The organism is Xenorhabdus stockiae (assembly GCF_002632825.1).
Classification (GTDB): Bacteria; Pseudomonadota; Gammaproteobacteria; order Enterobacterales; family Enterobacteriaceae; genus Xenorhabdus; species Xenorhabdus stockiae.
Genome location: NZ_NJAJ01000015.1, coordinates 93,489 through 114,885 on the forward strand (window position 1 = coordinate 93,489; position 21,397 = coordinate 114,885).

Genomic DNA, 21,397 nt, shown 5'->3' on the forward strand with positions numbered 1-21,397 from the left:
AACAGCGATTGGGCCTTCTGGTATTGATTCATTAATTGATTCGTTATCTGTTGAATCACTGAATGTCGGGCGATGATGTATTGGCATATTCATATTTATTTTCCTTTAAACTGTGGTTCGCGCTTTTCCATAAACGCACGAATGCCTTCCTGAAAATCTTCTGTATGCCCACACTGGCGTTGTAGATCGCGCTCAAGCTCAAGCTGCTGATCCAACGTGTTGGTTGCGGCGGCGTAAGTGGATTTTTTGATGCACGCAAGGGAGACTGTCGGCTGAGTTGCCAGACGTTGGGCGATTTCCCATGCTTTTTCTTCCAGTTCTTTAGGTTCAAAGACCTGCCAGATCATGCCCCACTCCAGTGCCTGTTCAGCACTGATTTTGTCTCCCAGCATTGCCATTCCCATCGCGCGGGCATGACCAATTTTATGGGGCAGGAACCAGCTACCGCCTGCATCCGGTGTCAGGCCAATACGACAGAAAGCCTGAATAAAGGTTGTATTGCGGGAGGCGAGCACAATGTCACCCGCCAAAGCAAGGGAAAGACCCGCTCCCGCTGCCACGCCATGAACAGCGCAAATCACCGGCTTGGGCAGGGTGGTCAGACGGCGGATTAGCGGGTTATAGTAAGTTTCAAGGGAATAGCCGAGATCAGGAACGCCACCTACGTTGATAACAGAACTACGATCATTTAAATCCTGACCAGCACAGAAACCACGTCCGGTTCCTGAAATCAGTACACAGCGCACCGATTCATCCTGTTCTGCAATTTTCAGAGCTTCACTGAGTTGCAGGTGCATTTCCTCGTTGATGCTGTTTATCAGCCTAGGACGATTGAGTTTAATGCTAAGGACACCTGCTTTCACTTCAGTGAGTATCGTGGGTATATTTTCATTTTCCATCTACTAGCATCCTTTAAATGTTGGTTTACGTTTTTCAAGGAAGGCTGAAATACCTTCCTGACGATCGGCTGTACCTGCTAAGGCAACAAAGTGTTGTCGTTCAGCGGACAGCCCTTGTGACAGGCTGGTTTCGTATGCAGTCTTGAGCGCAGCCTTAGCCGCCCGCAGAGCCAGCGGCGAAAATTCACTGATGCGGTCTGCTATCTGTTGTGCACGTTTCAACGTCAGGTTATCGATGCAAATTTCACTCACTAACCCTGCCTGTTGCGCCTGATGAGCGTTAATGGCTTCGCCGGTTAATATCATCTGGCTGGCAAGAGCTTTGCCTACACTGCGGATAAGCCGTTGTGTTCCTCCCGCTCCCGGCATTAACCCCAGCGTGATTTCCGGCAGCCCAAAGCTGGCGTTTTCACCACAAATCACCAGATCGCAGGCCAGTGCCAGTTCACAGCCCGCGCCGAGGGCATAACCATTAACGGCGGCTATCATCGGTTTGCTGATATTGTTCAGCCGCTGCCAGAGTTGGGGGCGACGATCAGTTATTGCGCTGGCAACGGTTTGTTGCTGTAGTTCTTTAAGGTCTGCCCCGGCGGCGAAGCAGCGTAGTGAGCCGGTAATGATGATGACACCGGTTCCGGCATCGGCATCTGCCTGTTCCAGATGTTGTACGAGCAGTTCCAGACAGTCATTGCTGAGGGCATTACGTACTTCTGGGCGGTTGAGGGTCAGTGTGCGTACCCGCTGTTGTTGAAGACTTAAAACCCATTCCTGATTCATGGTATCTCCTGATTTGCACTCTTATCTCTGGAATATTTCTGATTAATGAGAGATTTCAGACATCAAAATCAACAACAACACCATCGCCTTTCGGCCATGACTGGCAGCTTAAAATATAACCGGCGGCCAGTTGATCCGGTTCAAGGCTGTAGTTCACCCCCATATCCACTTCACCGGATTTGAGCCGGCATTTACAGGTGGCACAAACACCACCTTTACAGGCGTAGGGCAAATCTGCGCCCTGACGCAGGGCCGCATCAAGAATGCTGTTATCCTCAGCATTCATCACAATATTCAGAGTGCGACCATCTAAATGAATTTCGACACTTGTTTCATTGCGTCCGGCCAGATTGGCAGGACGGGAAGCAGTGTAGAGTGGATGATTACCGGTATTGAAACGTTCACTATGGATGTGTTCAGGCGCCATGCCGGCCTGCTCAAGTGCTGATTTGGCATCATCCAGCATCGTTGCAGGCCCACAAAGAAAAGCGTGATCAAACTGGGAAAAATTAAGGAGTATTTTGCCGATCCGCAGCAGGTTTTCGGTATTGATACGACCGTTGAGCAGCGGGCTGTCAGTGGTTTCCTGACTGAATAGATACATGACCTGAAAATGTTGCAGGTAGCGGTTTTTGAGATCAGCCAGTGCTTCCCTGAACATCACAGAGCGGCTGGTACTGTTGCCATAAATCAGCGTAACAGTGCTCTCTGGCTCCAGAGCCAGTGTGCTTTTGATAATCGACAGGATAGGCGTAATGCCCGAACCGGCCGCAATCGCCAGATAATTTCCCGGTTTGCTGGTATCAGGGTGATGACCAAAATTACCTTGTGGCTGCATGACATCCAGCTCATCCCCAACTTTCAATTGTTGATTAATAAAAGTAGAGAATCGCCCCTGATAGATAGCCTTGACACCAATTTGTAGTGTGTCATCCAGTGGTGAGCTACAGATGGAGTAGCAACGGCGCAGTTCTTCCCCGTTAACCTCTGCCTTGAGTGTCAGATGCTGACCCGGCTGATAGTGGAAATATTCTTTCAGTTCATCGGGAATGTGCAGTGTGACCGCTACAGAATCTGACGTTTCCTGCTCAATAGCAGCAATGCGTAAGCGATGAAACTGTGTCCGGTGAGACTGCTTTTGTTGAGAACCGGGATGAGGAAGAATAGCCATCTGCTGCTCCCTTAAATACATTTGAAATAATCGAAAGGTTCCAGACAGTGCTGACAGCGATAAAGTGCTTTGCACGCGGTGGAACCAAACTCACTGATTTTTTCTGTCTGATGACTGCCACAACGCGGGCAGGTAATGGATTCGGTGTCTGCGGGTTTTTCGCAGGCCGCTCCCTGTGGTGGCGCGATACCGGATTCCCGCAGACGCTGTCTGGCATCGGCATTCATCCAGTCAGTCGTCCATGCCGGGCTCAGGCTTACGTCAATATGTACAGGGGAAAAACCGGCATGAGCCAGTGTTGTCCGGATTTCATGAATGAGAAAATCCGTGGCCGGGCAGCCTGAATAAGTGGGAGTGAATACCACTTGCCACCCCTTCTGACCGTTCTGCTCCTTCTGGAAAGCGGTGACTTCTCGTATCATACCGAGGTCGGTAATCGATAACGTCGGCAGTTCTGGATCGGCAATCTGATGCAGACACTGCCAGATCTGGTGGATTTCGGGTTGCTGCAATGCTATTGATTGCAACGCTATTGATTGTAAGGAACTAAGTTGCTGTTCCATCCTACCCTCCTATACCCTTCGTCTTTCGAGCTGCCTCTTTGTTGGCTGCGGTCACTCACCCCGGTCACATAGTTAGCTATGCTCCAGGGGATGAGTTTCCTTGCCGCCGCGATGCAACTCGAAATCCATTGGGTATATACATATCGTCTTTCGAGCTGCCTCTTTGTTGGCTGCGGTCACCAGTTATTGTCTGGATATGCCCGCTGTAAAAACTGCATTTCTGCCAGTATGTATCCGAGATGTTCTGTATGCCGCCCTTGCTTGCCGCCCTGCCGGTAAGGGGGTTCCTGCGGTATTTCCAGCGTGGCCTGAGCAAAGGTGTCTTTGACCATTTGCTGCCAGGGTTCATGCAGTGTCCGGGGATCAACCGCAATGCCCGCCTCAGCAAGTTGCTGCTCTACTTCATCGCAATGGAAAAGTTCGCCGGTAAAGCGCCACAGCTGATTGACAGACTGCTGCATTTTCTCGTGGCTCTGTTCTGTGCCATCCCCCAGACGGATCATCCAGCCACGGCTGAAACGCAGGTGATATTCCACCTCTTTTAATGACTTATTGCTGATAGCGGCTAATTGAGTATCACGGCTCTGCCTTAATGCCTGATGAAGTAAGACGTGATAGGCATCGATAAAAAACTGGCGCACCAGCGTATCGTTAAAGCCGCCATTAGGTTGCTCCACCAGCAGAAGATTGCGGAACTCCCGCTCATCACGACCAAAAGCCAACCGGTCTTCATCACTTTCTCTATTTTTTTCAGCATCAGTTCCGTCAAGTGTGGCTGCATAGCTGAGAAAATGGCGTGCCTGACCCAGCAAATCGAGACCGATGTTAGCCAGAGCCAAATCAATTTCCAGTTCTGGCGCGTGACCACACCATTCGCACAGGCGCTGCGCCAGAATCAGCGGGCTGTCTCCGAGACGCAGTACGTAGTTGAAAAGATTATGATTGAGAAGGTTATGATCGAGGGAAGCGGTATGAGGCATGTTCATATTTTCCCCCTTACATATTCTTGATGCCGTCAGGGATCGTGTAGAACGTCGGATGACGGTAAATCTTATCTTCCGACGGTTCAAAAAAAGCACTGCGATCTTCCGGTTGTGATGCAACCAAGTAGATGGATTTCACCACCCAGATAGAGCAGCCTTCATTGCGCCGGGTATAAGCATCACGCGCATTTTCCAGCGCCATCTGATCATCCGCTGCATGGAGGCTGCCGACATGACGATGAGCCAGCCCCTGCTTACTGCGAACAAAGACTTCATACAGTGGCCAATCGGTATTGTTCATATCTTGCCTCCGTTTTCATCAGTTATTAAATACAGTGGACTAAGCAGCCTGTTTTTTGGCAGCCATTTTTCTGGCATGGCTGGAAGCTGCCTCACGTACCCAACTTCCGTTTTCCCATGCCCGACGTTTGGCCTCCAGACGTTCGTGGTTACATATGCCGTAGCCTTTGATCACCTGATTGAATTCGTCCCAGTTGATGTCACCAATACGGTAATGCCCTGTTGTTTCATCCCAGGCCAGTTCAGGATCAGGGGCTGTCATACCCAGTGCCTCTAATTGGGGAACGGTGTTATCGATGAATTTCTGTCTCAGCTCATCGTTACTAAACCGTTTAATTTTCCAGGCCATACTCTGGGCGCTGTTGGGGGAATCACTGTCATTAGGGCCGAACATCATCAACGTCGGCCACCAGAACCGATTAATGGCATCCTGTAGCATGGCCCGCTGAGTTTCACTCCCTTTTGCCAGCACGGTAACCGCTTCATATCCCTGACGTTGGTGGAAGCTCTCTTCTTTACAGATTTTCACCATAGCGCGGGCATAAGGGCCGTAAGAGGCACGACACAGAGCGACCTGATTGACTATCGCAGCACCGTCCACCAGCCAGCCAATTACGCCAATGTCTGCCCAGCTCAAGGTGGGATAGTTGAAAATTGACGAATATTTCATCGTTCCATCCAGCAATTTCTGATAGATGTCCTGACGAGTACAGCCCAGTGTTTCTGCGGCGCTGTAGAGATAAAGCCCGTGGCCTGCCTCATCCTGCACTTTTGCCAGTAATACAGCCTTGCGCCGCAGAGTTGGAGCACGGGTGATCCAGTTGGCTTCCGGTAACATGCCGACAACTTCCGAGTGTGCGTGTTGACCGATCTGACGTATCAGGTTTTGGCGATAGGCATCGGGCATCCAATCCTTAGCTTCAATGGTGATATCTGCCTCGATCTTGGCGTCAAAATGCGCCTGTCGTTGATGATCTGGTTGATCAGTTGTCATATAACGCTCCACATATGATTCTTATTTTTTAAAATATATAGTAAAAACGAATCACTTAATGCAACCTTAAATCTACAAACTGATAACAAAAATATCAAACGTTTTATTTGTATATTTGTTGAGCGCATCACAATTTATGTTATTTATTTTTCAAAAAGTTGTAATTAATTTTTATTGTTATGGATAAGTAAGGGGATTGATATGTAGAGCCCAGAAAATGTTCGCTTTTGTTAATTTTTTGGGTGGTTTTTTGTCTGGATTATGTGATACATAAATATTGCATATTGTTTTAATGGTGATTCATTAATGATATCGGCGGAGAAAAAAATGCAACAATTGACCAGTTATATTTGTGGTGAGTGGGTTTATGGAAATGGTAACGCCAGAACTATTCATCATGCAGTAAGTGGTGCAGCGCTGTATCAGGTTTGTTCAGATGATCTGCCACTGGCTGATAGCCTTAGATATGCCAGAGAAAAAGGTGGAAAAGCACTCTCAGCCATGACATTCCAGCAGCGTGCCCAGATGATGAAAGCCGTTGCAAAGCATCTGCTTGCCAATAAAGAAGCTTTATATGCTATCTCGGCAGAAACCGGAGCGACCCGCTCGGATGGCTGGGTAGATATTGAAGGGGGCATTGCAACGCTATTTTCCTATGCGGGTCTGGCAGGACGTGAGCTACCGGATGATGTGTTGTGGCCGGAAGATGAGATGATCCCACTTTCCAAACAGTCCCAGTTTGTCGCTCGTCATGTTCTGACTTCCCGCCCCGGTGTTGCTCTGCACATTAATGCATTTAACTTCCCTTGCTGGGGGATGCTGGAAAAACTGGCACCGACCTGGATGGCGGGCATGCCGGCCATTATTAAACCCGCTACCGCTTCAGCACAGTTAACACAGGCAATGGTGAAACTGATCCTCGACAGTGGTTTGGTTCCGGAAGGCGCATTGCAATTGATCTGTGGCGGAATCGGCGATCTGTTTGATCATCTCGACTATCAGGATGCGGTGACTTTTACCGGCTCAGCCCAGACCGGACATAAATTGAAGTCTCACCCTCGCCTGATTGAAAAATCCATTCCGTTTACGATGGAAGCTGACTCTCTCAACTGTTGTATTCTGGGGGATGATGTGACGCCGGATATGCCAGAATTTGGCGTATTCATTAAGGAAGTTGTCCGTGAAATGACGGTAAAGGCCGGGCAAAAGTGTACTGCTATCCGGCGTATTATTGTACCGGAAAGCCAGCTTGAGTCGGTTCAGCAGGCGTTGATTAAACGTTTGTCCGGTGTTGTGGTAGGCGATCCGGCTTTACCGGATGTCCGTATGGGGTCATTAATCAGCCTTGAACAGCGCGATGAAGTTCAGTCCAAAGTGGATTTACTGCTACAAAGTGGTTGTGAATTACTGCATGGTGGCTCTTTAGCTAAACTGCAACTGGCGGATAAGACGAACAGTAATGGGGCATTTTACCCGCCAACTCTGCTTTATTGCGCAGATCCGATGACCAATCAGGTTGTACATGAAACAGAAGCTTTCGGCCCGGTTTCCACCTTGATGACATATCAGGAGACTGAACAGGCGATTGAGCTGGCTTTAATGGGGCAGGGAAGTCTGGTGGGTTCGCTGGTTACGTCAGATGAGCAGATTGCGATGCAGGTCATCCGTGCAACCGCCTGCGCTCATGGCCGTATGCTGATTCTGGATGAAGCGGCTTCTGCCGAATCAACCGGGCATGGTTCTCCGTTACCCATGCTGGTACATGGCGGGCCGGGACGCGCAGGTGGTGGTGAGGAGCTTGGCGGATTACGTGCTGTGAAACACTATATGCAGCGCACGGCAATTCAGGCCAGCCCGAGTATGCTGACAGCAATTGGCCGTGAGTGGGTACGTGGCGCAAAAGTGAAGGAAGATCCTGTCCACCCGTTCCGCAAATATTTCGAACAAATTGAAATCGGTGAAAGTCTGCTAACCGCCCGCCGGACGGTGACGGAAGCGGATATCGTTAATTTTGCCTGCCTGAGCGGTGATCATTTCTATGCTCATATGGATAAAATTGGCGCGGCTGAATCCCTGTTCGGTGAGCGTGTAGCACATGGCTATTTTGTAGTTTCTGCCGCCGCCGGCTTATTCGTCGATGCACCCGTTGGGCCGGTATTGGCGAACTATGGCATGGAAAACCTACGCTTTATTGAACCAGTGAAGATTGGCGATACTATTCAGGTTCGGCTGACCTGTAAGAAGAAGATCAAGAAAGTGCAGAAAACGCCGGATGATAAACCACATGGTGTCGTTATGTGGGATGTGCAGGTTTTAAATCAGGAGCAACAGCCTGTCGCGCTTTACAGCATTCTCACGCTGGTGGAACGGCAGTTGAGGGATTATGTTTAATCCGCGTTTGTTAACCTTTTCTGAATAAGAAAGTGCCTGAGGTGAAAAGCAATATAAGTGGTATCCCTCAGGCTATTTTTTACATTCTGAATTTGGGGTGGTTATCATTGCCGGAGAGTGATATTTGCAGTTTTTGAAATAACTCTTTTAAGTTTGAAATTAAGTAAGGGATAAATTTCTTATTTCCCAAAGTACGTGCAAAGGTATCACTGGGCAGAAAGCGCTCCATTTCGGCGATAAATGCTTTACCTGTGATGATTTCAGGTAAGGACTGGAGGCGCTGCTCTAATAACGTAGTAAAGTTTATTAGCTTGTAGTCAGCGATTTTTTTCATCACCAAATCAGCATCTAATCTGGCATTTTGTTGTTGTAACCAAACTAAATCCCAAATATCACGATAGCGAACATAATTTCTGGTAGCAGGTAATGAAATCAATTTATCCGCCATGATTTCATCTAAGGTTTCTACATGTATCAATGTGTCATTGTAACCATCCGGCAGAGAAGGGTAGTTGTTACGTAATGGCAAAATATTTCGGGTGTAAGCAGGAATATTGGCAACTTCAATCTTAATGCGTTGTTTGGGTAAGTCTTTTCTGCCGGGAGATGTAATGATAGAAATCTGCCACTTATTGATTTTCAGTTCAGAATACTCGGGCTGTTGCTTCAAGATATCCGGTTCTTTTACCGTTACTTCTAAGCCATATCGTTTTCCAATGTAATCTTCAATACACTGTTTCATGTCCTTTAATTGACTGGATGAGAAATCTTTTCCACCAGCAAAGTCCAAGTCTTCACTAAAGCGGCTGCCTCCGTAGCAGAGTCGTAAGGATGTCCCTCCCTGAAAAACAAGCTCATCCAGTAACCCGCCCTGCTCAAGACAAAATAAGATGTCATAGTGAAGAAGTTCTTTTTCGACAACAGGTCTCATGTGTGTCACCTGATCATTTTGCATTGCGATGTCAACCAGTTGTGAGAAATCAGTACGATTAATCTTCATTGATAACCTCCTTCTCAACTAAATGAGTGTTTCTGCCGACTCGTTTTAGATCCCGGTAAGCTGTTTGTTTACTGGCCAGGCGGAGTGGTCTACCAATTTCTTTAATGTTGTTAATAATATCGGGTACGGATCTTTTAGTGTGTGTGAATTCAATGGTGCCGAAAGGTGTTCTATAAGTCCCTTCACGGCCAGTTGTCATTACAGTCAGTCGATCAATCGGGATTTGGGAAATAGCACCGTATTCAGATAATGCAGATTCTAGGCTGACATAGCTGTACTCACCTCGCCTCATCGCTCTGGCGATTAATTCCAGCGTATCTAGCCCATTATGTTGTGACAGTGCGAATACATAAATGCCTTTACAGGCTCGTAATAACACCCCGTGCTTCACGAGGCGATTCAGACCGGCTTCAAAGGCTCTTTTACTATCTTCTGAAAAAACTTTAGCGAGATCTTTAGTGGTAAAGACGTAGCGACCTTGCTGATCAAATTTATTCAGATATTGAATAGCAGTCATGTGATTCATGGTATTAAGTCTACATTTATATCACTTTTGAATGAGGTTTATGTATACATAATATACTTAATTAAGTATACACAAATATCACATATATGTGTTCTTTGTGTACACTTGATAGAGGTATTCTTATTTATTTGATGTCTTTATTTGCCTCATCAATTGCGGCTGCAATTGCTTTCAGGCTACGCTGAATATCGGCTTCTGTGGTTGCCCACGAGCTGACACTGAGCCTTATGGCTTCCTGACCCTGCCATGTCGTCTGCCCGAACCAACATTCACCGGATTGCTGAACCAGTTGCAGCATCCTGCGCTGCAAAGTGATATCAGGCAAACAGGCCACTACCTGATTTAGAACAACATCATTAAGAATAGTGAAACCCAGTGATTTCAGACCATCAGCCAGCATTTCTGCATACAGACAGCAGCGATCAATTAATGCTTCAATCCCTTGAGCACCCAGCTCAGAAATAGCTGCCCACACCTCTACAGCTCTGGCTTTGCGGGAGAATTCCGGCAACATATCTTTTGCCTGCCACTCCTCCTGAGTCTCAACGTAGGCGGCAGAGGTTGTCATAACATCTCTGAGTGCCTGTTTGTTGCGTACAATACACATGCCACAGTCATAGGGCGTGTTCAGCCATTTGTGCGCATCTACCGCCCATGAATCTGCGCCTTCAACACCTTCGGCTAATTCAGATTTTTCTTTTGATGCCCGTGCCCAGAGACCAAAAGCACCATCGACATGCACCCAACAGCCTGCTTTTTTGGCCTGTGGAATCAGGGACTGGAAAGGATCAGAACTGCCGGAATTCACATTACCGGCCTGTAATACCAGAATCATATTATCTGAAAGTTCAGGTACAGCGCTGACAATGATGCGCCCCTGATTATCACAGGGTACAAAAATGAACTGTGAACGACCGAAGCCGAGTAACCTCAGTGCCTTTAAAACCGAAACGTGGGATTCTTCGGACAGAACAACTTTCAACGGTGGGGCATTCTGTAAACCATGTTCTGCCAGATCATAGCCCTGTTTTTGAAACAGGTACTGGCGCGCAGCACCTAATGCGCTGACATGTGCCATCGTGGTGCCGGAGACGAAACCAACGAATGCATCTGAGGGTAAATTCAAAAGCTCCAATACCCAGCGCCCGGCAATTTTTTCTAATTGATGAGCAACGGGAGAAGAGGACTCCATCAACGCTATTTGATCCCAGGCACTGGAAACAATATTAGCTCCCATCGCAGCCGGTGTTGAGCCGCCGACAACCAGCCCGAAATAGCGTCCGCCCGTGCTGGCAACTGTGGCCGGTGAGCCGTATTTTTGAAGTTGGGCCAGTACTTCCTGACAATCAGTGCCATTCTGAGGTAATGGCCTGTCAAAATGTTGCAGGCCCAGTAAAGCATCAGAATCGGGATAGACACGTTGATTTCGAATTTCACTGACATATTGGTATGCGATTTTGCTGGCTGTTTTAACCGCAGCAAGAGAGGTTTCCCGAATCGGTTCTTCCATCAAAATATTTTCCCTGTTTATTATCATTTATGTAATTTATTCAATTGGATAGCTATCATTGATTCTATGGGAAGAGTGATGGCTGATCCAGAAGGGAAAATATTTGATGGCTGGTTGTTAGTCCTGACTGGCAGAATATCAGCCGGATGTCTGTTTCCGACAACTTGCCTGCAAGATACGCATGATGGTTTCGGCTCCGCTACGATTGGGATTGATGCGGATCATACGTTTCTCCAGCGTGGGATCGGTCTGGCGGAATGTGCCGGAAATTCGGTAAAAGAGGGGCGGAATTTCAAATTTTGACTCTGCCCCAACGGGATAAGGTAATGCGCCCAATGTATGCGCGATGTTCAGTACCGTATCCGCGATGGGTTCATGGAATTCGACTAAAACTACTTTGGACTGGGCATTGGCAATCATAGCCTGTTTTACCTGAGGTATTTCCCCCTGATTCAGCCGAAGCACTAATTCTTCATTTACTTCAGACTGTACTGCGTGCATGACCGGTGCAAATACCAGCCCACGTAGTGCTTCCATCGCCTGATAGCCCTGAATCTGACAACCGCCGGAGTACATGTTGTGACGCAGTTTCTCGATGATTGTCTGCTTACCGATAACTAAGCCTACTCCCTGTGGCCCAAGTAATTTAAAGCAGGAAAAAGTAGAAAGCGTTGCGCCATATTCACAGCCGATGTGGGGGACTTTCATGGCTGCGTAGTTGTCATCTACCAGTGAAGGAATGTGATGCTTGTTCAGGATGGAAATAACCTCTTTCAAAGAATAACGATCATCAATTTTCTGCCGTGTATGCTGGATAAGACAAGCTGTGGGCTTATGCTGTTGTATGGCAGTTTCAAGCTGCTTTGTGCAGTTGAAATCTGCATAAACGACATGAAGACCCATTTGTTCAATTGATGTTTTAGTCGTGGGATAAATCGGTGCGTCATGGACAAGTAATGTCTCACAAGGACGAAGTATTGCTCCCAGCCCGGCCCGCAAGGCACCGGTTCCGGCACCATTCACAAAAGCTGCCGCTTCTGCGTTAAAATATTCGGCGAGAACAGATTCAATACGGTGCGTCATTCTGGGTTGCTGGAGACCCGGGACTAAACCCAGATCTCCCTGTGAGAGAAAATCAGCGCCGGGAAAGTGACGACAGATGATATCCACCAGCTTAAACTGCTGCTTCTGGGCCTGTGCCATCGTCATGCTTTGTAACGGTGCTGTTTTCATTCTCTCACTTTGTTCCTGTTAATTTATTCCGACTAAATAGAGTACGTTAGCAAGAATACCTACGGCAATGGTTGCGATCGGGCCGATTGCCATTTCAACCAAAGGACGTTTAGACGTGCGGTTAAGCAGATAAATCCCCGCAACAATCATAAAGCCCATACCCGGCAGAATGGCGTTGGAAGCGATCATACCACCAACCAACAGGGCGACTTCGAGCATTTTGGTGATCGCGGTACGAATATGGCCGCTACACGCTTTGACGCCGGGATATTTATCCAGCCAGATAGCAATTTTTGCCAGTAGCTGGATTTCGATAAACATCGTCAGGCCACCGGCGACAAAGGCCAGCCACGGATTGCTGGTTGCCAGACCTGCCACAAACACGAATTTCATCCCGTTGGGGCTGTAGACACCAGTAGCGATTGCCGTTGTACCGACCAGCGGGACAAACCCGATGGCACGTGCCAGCGCCACCAGCAGGGCACTCGTCTGCTCATCCTGCGCCATCAATTGCAGGGATACCGGCCCTTCTGCCAGCAGGCTGAAAGACATGGTCGCTGCACTTGCAGTCAGGCCGCCACAAAGGATTAGTAGCCATTTGTTTTTCTGAATACGTTCGATGCGGGTTGAGAACAGCCCGACTAACATTTCATTAGCGCCTTTTGGTGCTGCGGAGGATTGATTGGCGGATGGGGCATTATCCGGACGTTCACGCATGGCGAAGTAGAACATGGCAATCATCGACAGCAACAAAGCCGCACCATTCGGATCGACACTGACCGGCTTTTCGATTAGTCCTCCAAAACTGAGCGGGCCAGCGGCTTTCGTCGCTACATAGCCGACTAAAGCGGTGAGCATGACTAAAAGCCCTTTGCGGTAGCCATATTGATAGCCGACGACCATCGCAGGGAACAGAGCAAAGCAGGCGACAATCGGATCACCGACTTTTTTCAGGTCATCGGTGAAATTAACCGGCAGCATCGCAAACAGCTCAACAACGGAACGTAATCCGGCCAGTAAGGCAATGGCGTATAAGGCTCCAATGATACCGGAAGCCATGAATCCTCTGCGGCTGTTGGCACACCAGATCCCAATCATATCGGTACCGAGCAACAGGCTGTGAACCAGCACGATAGGTGCTGTCAGCGAGAAGGGGATACCAAACCCGACGACCAGACCAATGCTCAGGGCAAAACTTGTTGCTGCCAGTGCCTTACGGCTCATTCGTCCTTCCAGATATTCAGGGAGCAGCGGACGCAGGCCATCATGGAAAACGGCGATACCACGGTTTGCCATCATGGCGGCAATCGCACCAATTGAAGCCAGTAATCCCGCTTTAAAAGGATCGACTTCCATCAGTCTCATCAGGAACTCATGAAAATGTTGCATGGCAGGCTCCTTATTGAGAAATGATCGTGTTAATGATCACCGGAAGAACAATGTCGATATCCTGCCCCGTAAAGCCAAATGCTTTTTTGCCTGTTTTTACATGAGCAATAATCTCATCGTCGGATAAGATTTTTCCCGGCATACCAATGGTGGCGCAGAGATCCAGACCGATAAGGGCAATCGCGATAGCCAGCGCCCCGCCGCCGCCCGTATTACAGGCACCAAAATAATAATCGGCATCGCCATTTTTAATCGCCATAGAGGCTTCAATGTCATTCATAATGACGACGGAGGCGGCTTTGTCTCCGGCCAGTTGCCGGATACATTCGGCAATTTTTTCTTTTTCTATTTGTCCACCAACGACAAATTTCATGCTGTTATCCCTCTCTTTCTTATTTTCTGTCGAATTATTGCTTAGTTATTTGGAAAAGCGGTGCCGGAAGAATTGGGCAGGGTTATCGCGTAACATTCGGTCTATCTGTGTTTGGGTAAAGCCGGCAGCCAGCAACATCGGAACGAATACCGTGAGTAAGTAATCGAAACCAATTCCTCCGTTGCTTTTCAGGTGAGAACGGCGGGTTATATCCTGAGAGAGCATGACTCTGTCGAGTAGCCCTCGGCTGGCAAGCACCTGTAACATTGCAATGCGCCTGCTGTCAGGATAGTAATTGTTTTTACCAATGGTATCGAATTGTACCCAGGCACCTTCTTCAAGCAGGGGAATAATCGTGTCCAGATTGTCTTTCAGATCACAATGACCAATCGCCACAGATTCAGGAGAAACACCAAATCCCTTGAGGAGCGCCAGTTGCTCACGTCCCATTGTACTTAAGGTGGTGTGGGTGGATATGGGGCATCCGGTAGCATGATGTGCGAGAGCGGCTGCGGCAAAGACCTTTTGCTCATCTTCGGTAATTTCCCCAAGGCTGGAGCCAATTTCGGCAATAATACCGGCTTTTAATGCCGTACCGTCAATGCCTGTCTCAATTTCAGTAATCATCTCTTCAGCAATGTCCTGAATGCTTAATGTGCTGAAATGATCGGGGAAGAATGGCCGTTTGTAATAGCCTGTCGAGGCAATGATATTGATGTGGGTATCACGCACCAGATTCAGTAAAAAGGAGGCATTGCGCCCCATGTAACGGTTGGTCACCTCCACAATATTGCGCAGACCAAGCGCATGCAGATGGCGAAGTTCATCAACAATCAGTTCATACTGATCGAGACGACAGTCAAGGGTACCTTTGGCTTCGGACAGATCAATATGCAAGTGCTCATGAACATAGGTGTAGCCTGATGTATCAATCTTGGATGGGGAATACAGAGCGGAATGTATGGGTGTATTCCTGATCTTTTTCTGGCATTCCATAACTATTCCATAAATAAAGCATAACTATTCCGTAAAAATTATTTCCGTAAATAAATAGTCGCGCAGCATCATGCGGTAAATTGACTAGAGCGAAAATAACATTATTTGAGGGAAAGATAATATTAAATGTAATACCTATGTTGAGTAATTATTAAGAGTAACCGTTGTTTTTCCAGTTGCCCTGACTGTCATAAATGCCTTCAAGCTTTGGATTTCCTGACTGAATACCTGAGATCAGGGCGACATCACTGCGGGTGACGAAAATCTGAGTCCGGAAGCACATGATCACCGGGCTACCAATAGGGTGCAATCCATACAGAGAGAAGTGGTAATCAATACAGGGTTCACCTAACCGTAATATCCGTGCTGTTTTGTATGAACTGTTGTGTTCTGGAAAAACCAGAGCATGCTTCATGTGGCTGCGTTGGTAGTAGCCTCCACCATAACAATAACTTTTGTCCTCATAGTGATGAGATATTTCCGTGACATAAGCCATCGCGATCTGTTCAGGCTCCCGGCCAATACTATTTGCAGGGATTGTTCCGGTCAGGGCATGACCCGGTTCTAAATGAGTCGCACCATATTTTGATAACAGGGGAATTGTGTTGCAGCTAGTTGCCGAGGGGGCATTGATTTGAGAGAGAGAAATGCCGCGTTGCTTGAGTTTATTTCGTGCTCTGATCAGCGTCTGCAAATTAACGGTCGGTAACGTGGTCTGATACTGAGCATTCCATGCCAGACAGGGAAAATGAGTCAGACCACATAGTTTAATACCCGCCATCTGTTTTAAAGCATCAATAGCCGAATCTAGTTCTTCAAAGAGGAAACCTGATTCCTGACAGGTAAAAGCCATATCGCGCTTAGCAAAGATTTTCAGCATGATGGGCTGGATACGCCCCAGCTTTTCGGCTGCATCCGATATGGCCTGAGCTTTCTCCAACGAAAATACAGTGATAATTTTAGGATCACACCGGAGCATGGTTTCTATCAAATGAGCGGGTGTCTGTACTAAGTGGCCAATGTGGCATAGAGGAATACCATGTTGACTCAGGCTGTAGGCTTCTTTGAAATCCACCGCAACCACACCGGGATAGCCAAGTTCAATCAGTTTCTTGGTCAGCCACGGATTGCGGCCAAACTGTTTGGTCATCAGGTAGAGTTCGATACCATATTGCTCTGCTGTTTGCAGTAAATGTTGACCATTCTTTAATACCTGATCGACATCAATGACGTAAGTATCTGGTAGGATCGTACCTTGTTGCCAAAGGTTTTTTGCTACTTCTATTAGTTCAGGATTCTGTTTTTTTAACGCATTAATAAACATAGGTTTCTCTTTGTAGCTGCAAAGCAGTACGTGTGTGCGAAAAATAAAAACGCTTGAAGTTTCTTAATCTTCATTTTTTTGAATATTTATGATGTGTAAAAATCAGTAACTTGTTGTTGCAAGTATTAAACCATATAAATTTATTAACAGATAGCCTTCCTCATTGGGGTGTAGGGTAAGAGTAAATTTTTCCAACAGGGAATGATGAATTTTGAGTAACCGCGAATAATTCCCGGATTGTTTTATTTTGTCCAGAATGTCTTTTTCTATAGGGGAAACAATCTCTCCACGACGTGATCGCATAAAAGCACTTGCCATGTGAGTAAGCGCCATTTCACCTTGTGGATGGCGGACTGGGATCAGCCAGAACTCCTCCAGAATATGCACGACATCAAGCATATTATCGTAGATATCCTGATCGATGACACCACCTTGCAACAGGATAGTTAGCCGTTGTTCTACCATCGCTTTTTGTTACACGTCAGATTTAATTGATTATGTTTGGTCTGAGTCTGTTTTTGGCTGAGACCTTATTTGGGGCTAATTAAGGTTCAGTAAATGGGTTCGATTATGCCTGATACCACGTTTTGCTGATGGGTTAGTAGTGCTTCTCTGTCAACCATGGTATGTAAGAGTTGCTGGATAGGGATATTATCCTTGCGGGCAAGGATAACCGCTTCGGAGGCTTTGATAAAACACTCACCGTCATCGGGAAGTTGGGTCATCAGGCCTTGTGCAATCAGCTCATGGCCTTGTCCAACGTTCCAGATAGCCGCATCAATGTGGCCTTTCATGATTTGATTCAGACATTCATGATAAGAGACCTCGACCAGTTCGATTTCTTTTCCTGCAAAATACTGCTTTGTCATTATTTTCTGGTCAGCTGAGGTGCTGTCTAACCCTACGCGGCGGATAGTTTCCATTTCCCCCTGGCGAAAGATTAACCGATGTCTGTCTGTGTAACTTTGGGTCCCTAGTGATAGCGCAATATATATATCTTTATTATCTGGATGCTGCTCTGCGGCGAGTCTTGATGTTACTGCTAAGTCATAGACGCCATTCAGTAAGCACTCAATGCGGATATCTGAGCCACGCATATGTGCAAAGTAAAAAGGAACACCTGCACACAATGCTTTTAAACCACTGGCCAGACCCTCATAGGCACGGGTATAGGGAAGGGGCATTGCGCAGACTACATTGCCGATATCGGCATATTCCAATAGTAATTTATGGTTAATCTGCGAGAGAAAGCTGCCATTCCTACCACGACGCTTAATTCCAACCGCCTGCGATTGCTCGAGAGATTTTAATGCTGCCTGCATTAAACCCACGGACAACCCACACTCTTTTGCCAGTAACTCTATGGTTTTCAGGCGATTGCCACATTGTTCTGAGAGGAGATAACGAGCCAGAAATGATTGCGCAATCCCCTCTTTTTTAATGAATGTTTGACTCATCATTACAAGTTTTTATCCATTCTTATTTATCTTCATAAATTTGAACATAAACCGCAACCAGCGAATTAAAGAAAAGGGAGTAATATCACAATTACAGAATAAATGAAAATTTAAAAAATGATAAAAACTAATATTATCAATATTTTGAAGATATATCATTATTTTGGCCTGAAGATATAAAAATAAGCATCATGGGAGAATATAGGGAAATAGCCTGATTCCTACCCTTATGTCTGCTGTATTTTTCTGTCTGTATGGTGATTTTTGCTACACTATTTGTCACAGTATGAAACAATTTGATGGTATTTTGTTCTTTACCTCAATATAGAGTCATCAACTAAACAGTTTTATCTTTTTTTATTTCATTACTATTAAATTTTATTCTATCCTGCTGCAATAAAAGACAGGGTAGTATATTTATCAGGCCAATTATTTATTTTTCATTGATATATCATGAGGTTATTTCTTATGAAAGTTATAGCAAATGATGTCCCAATTGAAATAGAAGATAGCGGTGAAGGAGCTAATGGTGAGAAGCGACCGGTTGTGTTGCTTATCATGGGTCTGGGAATGCAGCTTATTGACTGGCCTGATGACATAGTAAACCTGTTAGTTGCGGCCGGGTTTCGGGTAATTCGGCATGATAATCGTGATGCGGGGCTGAGCCAGAGATTTGATCATATCCCACAGCGCTCTTTATTGTGGCAGAAAATCCGGTTTCGTCTGGGCTTACCTGTTCGCGCTTCTTATAGTATGCAGGATATGGCTGATGATGCTCTGGGGGTGCTTGATGCGCTGAATATCCCTCAGGCCCATATTATCGGTGCTTCAATGGGAGGCATGATTGCCCAGAGACTGGTGGCAACCTACCCGGAGCGGGTAAAAAGTCTGGTGAGCATCATGAGTTCGAGTGGTGCTCAGGGGCTTCCTTTGCCAAAGCCGGAGGTAATGGCAGCGTTGTTATCTAAACCCACCGATACCCGTATAGAAGAGCTGGTGGCCCATCAACTGAGAATTATCCGGCTTATTGCTTCTCCTTCTGAACCACTAAATATTGATGAACAGACTCAGCATCTGAGAATGGCTCTTAGTCGTGGCGGCTATTATCCCAAAAGTTTCATCCGGCAGATTTTGGCGATAATTGCAGATTCTGACCGGGCTGAGCTTTTGAGCCGGATTAGTTGCCCTGCACTGGTTGTACATGGTGAGGATGATCCTTTAATTCCGATGGCCTGTGGAGAAGATACCGCCAGACGTATTAGCGGGGCTAAGTTCTTACCAGTGCAGCAAATGGGGCACACTTTTCCACCATCGTTTATGCAGGCTATGACTGAGGAAATTATTCCGTTTCTGAATGATGTGGAAGAAACAGAATAAAATATACACTTTCTATGAGGAGAGGAGGGTCGAGTAAACCGATTGATCACCGGACATCTTTTGGCAAATTTGGTCCACTTGGTGTACCAGATATCGTATATGAAAAAATGAAATCATCACATCGGTCTTCCTTTCCTCCTGAATTGTCAATTAAAGTAGTTGCATCTATTGTCGATGAGATTGGACATATTATTCATGCTCAATGCGATAAATCAGAATCAAATATATTTTGGGAAAGTAAGGGATCAAGTTTTACTAACGATAGATATCAGGACGGGTTTCTTTCGTAACGGATAAGTGTTTAACCATCGTGATAGATTAATATAGGAGTTAATTATATGAATAAGAATGTAATATTTGTTTATGGAGAAGGTGATGCCCGTCGTGTACTTATATCATATTTAAGAAAAGAAAAACGGGATGATAATATTTATTTAACAATTGATGCTTTAAATAATGTATTAGGGATTACGCGTCAAGATGGTGAAGAATTTCCAATGAGGTTACAATCGCTTATTAGTCGATCCTCTTATATAACTTCTGATATGTGTAAGCCATTATTTTTGCGTGATCCAAATCTGAGAAAATTCCCGGAAATTGCCGAGTACTTGTTGATATCGTGGGTGCATTTTTTATTTAAAAATACGGAAGAATTATCAATCTATCGCAGATTAGATAAACATATTAATTTAGAAAAAAATAGTAATGCAGGAATGAAAAAATATCTTACTGAAATGTTGAATAAAAATTCAATATTTAGCTTTAGTAAAGATAACAGGTTTTATAATGAAATAAATTTTGATAATGATAAAATGGAATCAATTAGTCGTTTTATGAGCCAGCATAGGGAAGGGAATAGACAGGGATATAAAAAAAGTGATAGTAATTTATTAAGTAAATTAGCAGAGATAGAGAGGAGTAAAAATAGAAATAATACTGAAGTTGAATATGGTGGTTTAAATTTACACACCAATAATTTGCTTTCGGTATCCCTTCAGACGAGAATGATTAGGAAGTTAGTTAAATTATCGTTGGAGTGGATTAAGGTAGAATCAGAAAAACCAGATTCTCCTATTAGTGGATGGATATTTCTCATGGATTATTTGACTAATAATAATCGTTTATCTCAGCCAGAAAAAAGAAATAGAATTGATCTGGAAATTAATCGGCCCAAACTGTGGAAAGAACAAAAAACATTTTCAAATGGCTCATTGTATAGCCCTATTACAGATTCAGAATACAGGCATGTTAAGAGAAAATTTCTTGGCGAAACGGGTACTACACAGATAGCTTCATCACAAAAAATTGGGAGTGAGTATGGGACGCAATCTGGTGTTTTTAATATTGAGTATTACCCAAGTGATATTTTTAAAAGGCAAAAATAATAATTCATCAAGTTAATCATATGTGTTTATATATAATATATCCTTCACCTTTTTTATGCTATTTGACTGAAAGTAAGTAAGCTTAGTCAATCAATTTGCAGTTAGAAGGTGAAGGAAGGGGTTTTTAGCGAGAAATTTCTTTAATCATAATATGCAGTGTGCTTTGCTGTTTAGTACTGGTGAATATAATATCCCTGTACCATTTCATCTCATTTTTTTCATAGAATTTTTTCGCCTGCTTGTTACTTTCCAGCACTTCCAGCCAAAGCCATTTTTGGCCTTGTTCTTGTCCTAATTTTTCAACATGGTCAAACATTTTCTGACCATAATTTTGCCCGGTCAGGTGTGGCAGCAGATAGAGTTTATGTAAATATAGTCCTGTTAATTCACTATCCGGAATAGTTTTATTTACAACTATTTTTATAAATCCAATAGGACGGTTAGTCTCGGCAATAAACCATTTATGATTGGGGGTATTGAGCGAATTCGCTATGCTTTCTGGGGAACTTTCTTCGGCAATATATTCCTCTAACTCATCTTTATCTTTCCATAAATAAGAAAAATGAAAACGGTAACTTTCTTCAAGCATTTGGGATAATTGTTGGGGTTCTTTTATTGTGGCTTCCCGAATGGTTAACATAAATTATCTCCTAAATAACTTTTCATAATAGTGAGACACTCGATTTACTTTCTCTGAAAGAGTCTATTTGCAGATTTTTTCAAGAATTTTTTCACATTACTGAGCAGTT

The 21,397-nt window shown here is 45.4% G+C and carries 21 protein-coding genes; 3 read left to right on the forward strand and 18 right to left on the reverse strand.

The window, feature by feature from the left end:
* Window positions 1-95: 95 nt before the first annotated feature.
* The 7 genes from paaG to paaA form a co-directional block, all read right to left on the reverse strand.
* On the reverse strand, window positions 96-899 hold the full coding sequence (paaG, locus tag Xsto_RS09585) for a 2-(1,2-epoxy-1,2-dihydrophenyl)acetyl-CoA isomerase PaaG (RefSeq protein ID WP_099109560.1): 804 nt from the start codon (window positions 897-899) through the stop codon (window positions 96-98).
* A 3-nt stretch (window positions 900-902) separates the two neighbouring features.
* The gene (paaF, locus tag Xsto_RS09590; RefSeq protein WP_099109559.1) at window positions 903-1,676 is read right to left on the reverse strand and encodes a 2,3-dehydroadipyl-CoA hydratase PaaF; all 774 of its coding nucleotides are present in this window, start codon (window positions 1,674-1,676) and stop codon (window positions 903-905) included.
* Window positions 1,677-1,731: 55 nt separating this feature from the next.
* Complete coding sequence (gene paaE, locus Xsto_RS09595) at window positions 1,732-2,847, reverse strand: 1,2-phenylacetyl-CoA epoxidase subunit PaaE (RefSeq protein WP_099124921.1); 1,116 nt, start codon at window positions 2,845-2,847, stop codon at window positions 1,732-1,734.
* Between the two features lie 11 nt (window positions 2,848-2,858).
* Complete coding sequence (paaD, locus tag Xsto_RS09600) at window positions 2,859-3,410, reverse strand: 1,2-phenylacetyl-CoA epoxidase subunit PaaD (protein ID WP_099124922.1); 552 nt, start codon at window positions 3,408-3,410, stop codon at window positions 2,859-2,861.
* A 176-nt stretch (window positions 3,411-3,586) separates the two neighbouring features.
* Entirely contained in the window at window positions 3,587-4,390 is an 804-nt protein-coding gene (gene paaC, locus Xsto_RS09605; protein ID WP_099109578.1) for a 1,2-phenylacetyl-CoA epoxidase subunit PaaC, read from the reverse strand.
* A 16-nt stretch (window positions 4,391-4,406) separates the two neighbouring features.
* On the reverse strand, window positions 4,407-4,694 hold the full coding sequence (gene paaB / locus Xsto_RS09610; RefSeq protein ID WP_099109556.1) for a 1,2-phenylacetyl-CoA epoxidase subunit PaaB: 288 nt from the start codon (window positions 4,692-4,694) through the stop codon (window positions 4,407-4,409).
* A 39-nt stretch (window positions 4,695-4,733) separates the two neighbouring features.
* Entirely contained in the window at window positions 4,734-5,687 is a 954-nt protein-coding gene (gene paaA / locus Xsto_RS09615; protein WP_099109555.1) for a 1,2-phenylacetyl-CoA epoxidase subunit PaaA, read from the reverse strand.
* A gap of 327 nt (window positions 5,688-6,014) precedes the next feature.
* Between paaA and paaZ the strand changes: the two genes are divergently transcribed.
* A complete protein-coding gene (gene paaZ / locus Xsto_RS09620; protein WP_099124923.1) occupies window positions 6,015-8,078 on the forward strand; it encodes a phenylacetic acid degradation bifunctional protein PaaZ in 2,064 nt (687 codons plus the stop codon).
* Window positions 8,079-8,157: 79 nt separating this feature from the next.
* Here the strand turns inward: paaZ and Xsto_RS09625 are convergent, their stop codons facing one another.
* The 10 genes from Xsto_RS09625 to yhfZ all read right to left on the reverse strand — a co-directional run bounded on the left by Xsto_RS09625 (window position 8,158) and on the right by yhfZ (window position 17,889).
* Window positions 8,158-9,078: a nucleotidyl transferase AbiEii/AbiGii toxin family protein gene (locus Xsto_RS09625; RefSeq protein ID WP_099124924.1), complete on the reverse strand. Its 921-nt coding sequence runs from the start codon at window positions 9,076-9,078 to the stop codon at window positions 8,158-8,160.
* Window positions 9,068-9,604, reverse strand: a complete 537-nt coding sequence (gene abiEi / locus Xsto_RS09630) for a type IV toxin-antitoxin system AbiEi family antitoxin (RefSeq protein WP_099109553.1) — start codon at window positions 9,602-9,604, stop codon at window positions 9,068-9,070. Before abiEi ends, Xsto_RS09625 begins: the two co-directional genes overlap by 11 nt.
* A gap of 124 nt (window positions 9,605-9,728) precedes the next feature.
* Window positions 9,729-11,114: a pyridoxal phosphate-dependent decarboxylase family protein gene (locus Xsto_RS09635; protein ID WP_099124925.1), complete on the reverse strand. Its 1,386-nt coding sequence runs from the start codon at window positions 11,112-11,114 to the stop codon at window positions 9,729-9,731.
* A gap of 138 nt (window positions 11,115-11,252) precedes the next feature.
* Window positions 11,253-12,347 carry an aminotransferase class V-fold PLP-dependent enzyme gene (locus Xsto_RS09640; RefSeq protein WP_099124926.1) on the reverse strand — a complete coding sequence of 365 codons (1,095 nt, stop codon included), beginning with the start codon at window positions 12,345-12,347 and terminating at the stop codon, window positions 11,253-11,255.
* 18 nt (window positions 12,348-12,365) lie between these two features.
* On the reverse strand, window positions 12,366-13,736 hold the full coding sequence (locus Xsto_RS09645; protein ID WP_099109550.1) for a YhfT family protein: 1,371 nt from the start codon (window positions 13,734-13,736) through the stop codon (window positions 12,366-12,368).
* A gap of 10 nt (window positions 13,737-13,746) precedes the next feature.
* Window positions 13,747-14,109, reverse strand: a complete 363-nt coding sequence (locus tag Xsto_RS09650) for a DUF2620 domain-containing protein (RefSeq protein ID WP_099109549.1) — start codon at window positions 14,107-14,109, stop codon at window positions 13,747-13,749.
* Between the two features lie 45 nt (window positions 14,110-14,154).
* Window positions 14,155-15,105 (reverse strand): phosphotriesterase-related protein, encoded by a 951-nt coding sequence (locus tag Xsto_RS09655; RefSeq protein ID WP_099124927.1) that lies wholly within the window; start codon window positions 15,103-15,105, stop codon window positions 14,155-14,157.
* A 151-nt stretch (window positions 15,106-15,256) separates the two neighbouring features.
* Complete coding sequence (locus tag Xsto_RS09660) at window positions 15,257-16,429, reverse strand: YhfX family PLP-dependent enzyme (RefSeq protein WP_099124928.1); 1,173 nt, start codon at window positions 16,427-16,429, stop codon at window positions 15,257-15,259.
* A gap of 102 nt (window positions 16,430-16,531) precedes the next feature.
* Complete coding sequence (locus Xsto_RS09665) at window positions 16,532-16,894, reverse strand: PRD domain-containing protein (protein WP_099109546.1); 363 nt, start codon at window positions 16,892-16,894, stop codon at window positions 16,532-16,534.
* Between the two features lie 86 nt (window positions 16,895-16,980).
* Complete coding sequence (gene yhfZ / locus Xsto_RS09670; protein WP_099120378.1) at window positions 16,981-17,889, reverse strand: GntR family transcriptional regulator YhfZ; 909 nt, start codon at window positions 17,887-17,889, stop codon at window positions 16,981-16,983.
* A gap of 465 nt (window positions 17,890-18,354) precedes the next feature.
* On the opposite strand from yhfZ, the gene Xsto_RS09675 reads away from it, so the two are divergent.
* Together Xsto_RS09675 and Xsto_RS09680 are read left to right on the forward strand one after the other, a co-directional pair.
* The gene (locus tag Xsto_RS09675) at window positions 18,355-19,263 is read left to right on the forward strand and encodes an alpha/beta fold hydrolase (RefSeq protein ID WP_099124929.1); all 909 of its coding nucleotides are present in this window, start codon (window positions 18,355-18,357) and stop codon (window positions 19,261-19,263) included.
* Between the two features lie 338 nt (window positions 19,264-19,601).
* A complete protein-coding gene (locus tag Xsto_RS09680; RefSeq protein ID WP_099124930.1) occupies window positions 19,602-20,648 on the forward strand; it encodes a hypothetical protein in 1,047 nt (348 codons plus the stop codon).
* Window positions 20,649-20,772: 124 nt separating this feature from the next.
* Here the strand turns inward: Xsto_RS09680 and Xsto_RS09685 are convergent, their stop codons facing one another.
* Complete coding sequence (locus Xsto_RS09685; RefSeq protein ID WP_099124931.1) at window positions 20,773-21,288, reverse strand: GNAT family N-acetyltransferase; 516 nt, start codon at window positions 21,286-21,288, stop codon at window positions 20,773-20,775.
* Window positions 21,289-21,397: the final 109 nt, after the last annotated feature.